This window comes from Streptomyces sp. FH025 (genome assembly GCF_017427025.1).
Taxonomy (GTDB): Bacteria; Actinomycetota; Actinomycetes; order Streptomycetales; family Streptomycetaceae; genus Kitasatospora.
On the sequence record NZ_JAFLNG010000733.1, the window covers coordinates 1 to 3,678 of the forward strand.

General features: G+C 73.5%; 3 protein-coding genes. All 3 read right to left on the minus strand.

Translation table 11 applies throughout. The features are described from left to right. Positions 1-697 (minus strand): hypothetical protein (locus J0670_RS32905; protein WP_307806802.1); only part of this gene is annotated, 697 nt, incomplete at its 3' end. A 280-nt stretch (positions 698-977) separates the two neighbouring features. Continuing rightward, complete coding sequence (locus J0670_RS32910; RefSeq protein ID WP_207815805.1) at positions 978-2,699, minus strand: DUF885 family protein; 1,722 nt, start codon at positions 2,697-2,699, stop codon at positions 978-980. 216 nt (positions 2,700-2,915) lie between these two features. Then, positions 2,916-3,678, minus strand: a 763-nt coding sequence (locus J0670_RS32915; RefSeq protein WP_207815806.1) for an SDR family oxidoreductase, incomplete at its 5' end; no start/stop codon positions are given.

A 3,678-nucleotide genomic window follows, 5' to 3' on the forward strand; every position in this document is an offset into this window, starting at 1 on the left:
CCTTGCTGATGCCGAGCTTGGCCTCCGCCGTGGTCCAGTCGGTGGCGATCGCCTGCTGGGCCGCGGTCAGGGTGACCTGCCCCTTGCAGATCGCGGTGTGCAGGTGGGTCTCCACCGAGTCCTTCGGGTTGTTCGGGCCCTTGCCCGGGACGTGTCCGGGGGAGGGCGGCTGGACCCACAGGTTGCGCGGGTCGTTGGGGTCGCCGCCGAGCTGGAGGCTGATCAGGTGGTCGTACTCGGCGTCGCCCATCGGGCCGGTGTAGCCGTAGGACTTGGCGTTCTCGGTCTTCTCCTTGCCGGTGATGTTCACCGGCGGGCGGATGGTCGAGGTGTAGCCGCCGGGCTTGCAGATGGTGTCGTTGATGTTGCCCTGGTTGACCGCCGGGCTGATCGCCCCCGGGGTGCAGTTCGGGTCGGGCAGCGGCTGCTTGTCCGTGGTGTAGCGGTAGTGGCAGCTGCCCGGCGCGGGCTGCGGCTGGGCGTCGTACGAGCTCTTCGGGCCGGGGCCGGTGACGATCGCGGCCGGGGCGGGCTGGGCGGCGTCGCCGGCGGCGGCCGGGGCGGAGGCGTGCGCGGCCTCCTTGGTGTGGCCGCCGTTCTTGGCGGTGGTGTGGCCGCCGCCGGACGAGCAGCCTGCGGCTGCGGCGAGCAGGACGGCCGCGGCTATGGCCAGGGCACCTCGGGCGGGAGCCGGCACGGAGTTCCTCCAGGTCGTTGCGATGGGACGGCCGGCCGGCGGTGTTCACCGGAGGCCGCGCCAGCGGACACTACCGTGTCGAGGGGGCCGAAAGGGTGACGCCACGTCCGGGCGCGGGAAGACCGTCGCGGGCGCGCGGAATCGTTTCCGCGACGGCGCGTCACCCGCTGACGCCGTGACCGGGCCCCGGTTACCCGCTGAGGCCGTGACCGGGCCCCGGTTACCCGCTGAGGCCGTGACCGGGCCCCGGTTACCCGCTGACGCCGTGTTCGGACCCCGGCTACACCGTCGCGATCCAGTCGGTGATCAGATCGTCCAGCACCCCCAGCGGCAGGCTGCCGTGCCCGATCAGCTGGTGGTGGAACTCCCGGACGTCGAAGCGCCCGCCGAGCGCGGCCCGCGCCCGCTCGCGGTGCCGGACGATCTCCTGCCGCCCGATCAGGTAGGCGGTGGCCTGCCCCGGCCAGGCGATGTAGCGGTCGATCTCGTTGCGGACGTTGGCCTCGGGCGTGGCGGTGTTCTCCCGCATGAAGGCCATTGCCCGCTCCCGGGACCAGCCGTAGTGGTGCAGCCCGGTGTCCACCACCAGGCGCACCGCCCGCAGCGCGTCCAGCGAGAGCATGCCGAAGCGGGACAGCTCCGAGCTGTACAGGCCCATCTCGTCCGCCAACCGCTCGGTGTACAGGCCCCAGCCCTCGACGTGGGCGGTCAGCTGGCCGCTCGGCTTCTGCCGGAACTCCGGCAGGTGGCGCAGGGTCTGCGCGACGGCGATCTGCAGGTGGTGGCCGGGCACGCTCTCATGGAAGGCGATCGCCTCGTACTCGTAGCTGAACCGGTCCTCCGGGCGCAGCGTGTTGATCCAGTGCGTGCCGGGCAGCCCGCCCGGGCCCGGCGGCTGGTAGTAGGCCAGTGGCGCGGTCTCCGCCTCGATCGGGTCGATCTCCCTGGTCACGCAGTCGGCGATCGGGTACGGACGGAACCAGTCGGCCGAGGCGCGGCGGGCGCGCTCCAGGGCGTCGTCGACCAGGGCGACGATCTCGGCCGCGCTGCCGAAGCGCAGCGAGCGGTCCTCGCGCAGCGCGGTCAGGACGGCCTCGGTGCCGGAGAGGCCGAGCACCTTGCCGCCGAGCTCGGCGAACTCCTCGCGCAGCGCCGCCACCGCGTCCAGGCCGGTCCGGTGCACCTCCTCCGGGGTGAGCCCGGGCCGGGTGAAGCGGGAGACGGCGTCGGCGTAGCCCTCGGCGCCGCCGCGCACGTGGCAGACCCCGGCCTCGTCGTCCGGGCGGGCGCCCGGTGCCAGCTGCTGGGCCAGCCCTGCCCGGTAGCGGGCCACCGCCGGCCGTACGCCCTCGCGGACGATCGCCAGGGCCCGCTCGAACTCCCGGCGGCCCTGGAGCGGGCGCAGCAGCTGGTCCGCGGCCGGGCCGGCGGCCAGGTAGGCGTCCAGCTGGGTGACGGCGGCGTCCACCCCGCTGCGCAGCGGGCGGCGGCCCTCGACGGCGGCCTCCACGGTGCGTTGCAGGGCGGCGTCGAAGTAGCCGGGCAGGGCGGCCAGGCGTTCCAGGTAGGCGTCGGTGCCCTCCTGGTCGACGGCGGTCATCGCGAGGGTGGTGAACACCTCGTTGTGCGGGGCGACGATGGTCGCGGAGACGCTGAAGTCGGCCAGCCCGTGGGTGATCCGGCCGGTGTTGTTGTCGATCAGCCGGGCGAGCACCCGGTGGGTGATGCGCTCCTCGCCGGTCAGCCCGTCCAGTGGGATCGCGGCCAGCCGCGCCCCGAAGCCCCGCAGGGCCTCGCGGTGGCGCAGCGCGGCCGCGCGGGACGGGTCGGGCACCTCGTGGGCGTAGCCCTCGACGCCGCAGAGGGTGGCCTCGAAGGGGTTGTGGCCGTTCTCGGCGGCGAAGAACTCCTCGGCGAGGGCGGCGAGTTCGGCCTGGTGGGGGTGAAGGTTGGGGTGGTCGGTCGACGGGCTGGTCGGCTGGTCGCTCGGCTGGTCGTTCATGGGCCGCTCCCGGGTCCGGTGAGGTCAGTGCGACACGTGCGACACGGGTTCCCTGGGGTGCCCCGATCGGGCCGATTATTGGGAGTCGGCGACGGCGCGGTCAATACGCGGCGAAGGGAATGGAGTTCCGTTCGCAGGCGGTGAACGCGCCGCCGCCGAAAGGGGGTTCGGGGCTCAGGGAAGGTCAGCGGCGGGTCGGCGGCAGGACCGGGTGGCTCAGCGGTAGGACTCCGGTGCGGCCGGCCTGCCCGCCTCCTGCACCTCGACCAGGTAGCGCCAGCAGTCCGGCCGGCTGCCGTCCCGGTCGGTGAAGCCGTACTCCCGGGCGAGCTGTCCGCTGGAGAGCGAGCGGCCGTTCCAGCGGGAGACCTCGGGGTCGGCGGCCAGCGCGGCGACGGCCCGGCCGACGAAGTACGGGGTCTCCGAGATGCCGAAGTGCGGCTCCTCGGCCAGCGCGTCGCGCCAGGTCTCCTCGGTCACGCCGAACTGCTCCAGCATGATCTCCGAGCGCATCCAGCCGGGGGTGAGCGCGACGGCGGTGGCGCCGCGCGAGCCCAGCTCGTGGCCGAGGGAGAAGGCCATCCGCAGCACCGAGGACTTGGCCAGGTCGTAGAAGAAGGAGTTGCGGTACCTGGCGCGGTTGTACTCCTCCGTGCCGTCCGTCATCTCCACCACCAGGCCGCCCGGGTTCTTCAGCAGCAGCGGCAGGGCGTGGTGGCTGGTGACCGCGTGCGTCTCCACCGCCAGGCGCAGCAACCGCAGGCCGTCGTCCAGGTCGTGCTCCCAGACCGGGGTGTCCCAGCCGAACAGCTTCTCGCCGCCCCAGATGTCGTTCACCAGGACGTCCAGCCGGCCCTGCTCGGCCTCGATCCGTGCCACCAGGGCGGCCACCTGGGACTGCACCAGGTGGTCGGTCGGCACCGCGATGCCCCGGCCGCCCGCGGCGGTGACCAGCTCGGCGGTGTCCTCGATCGTCTCG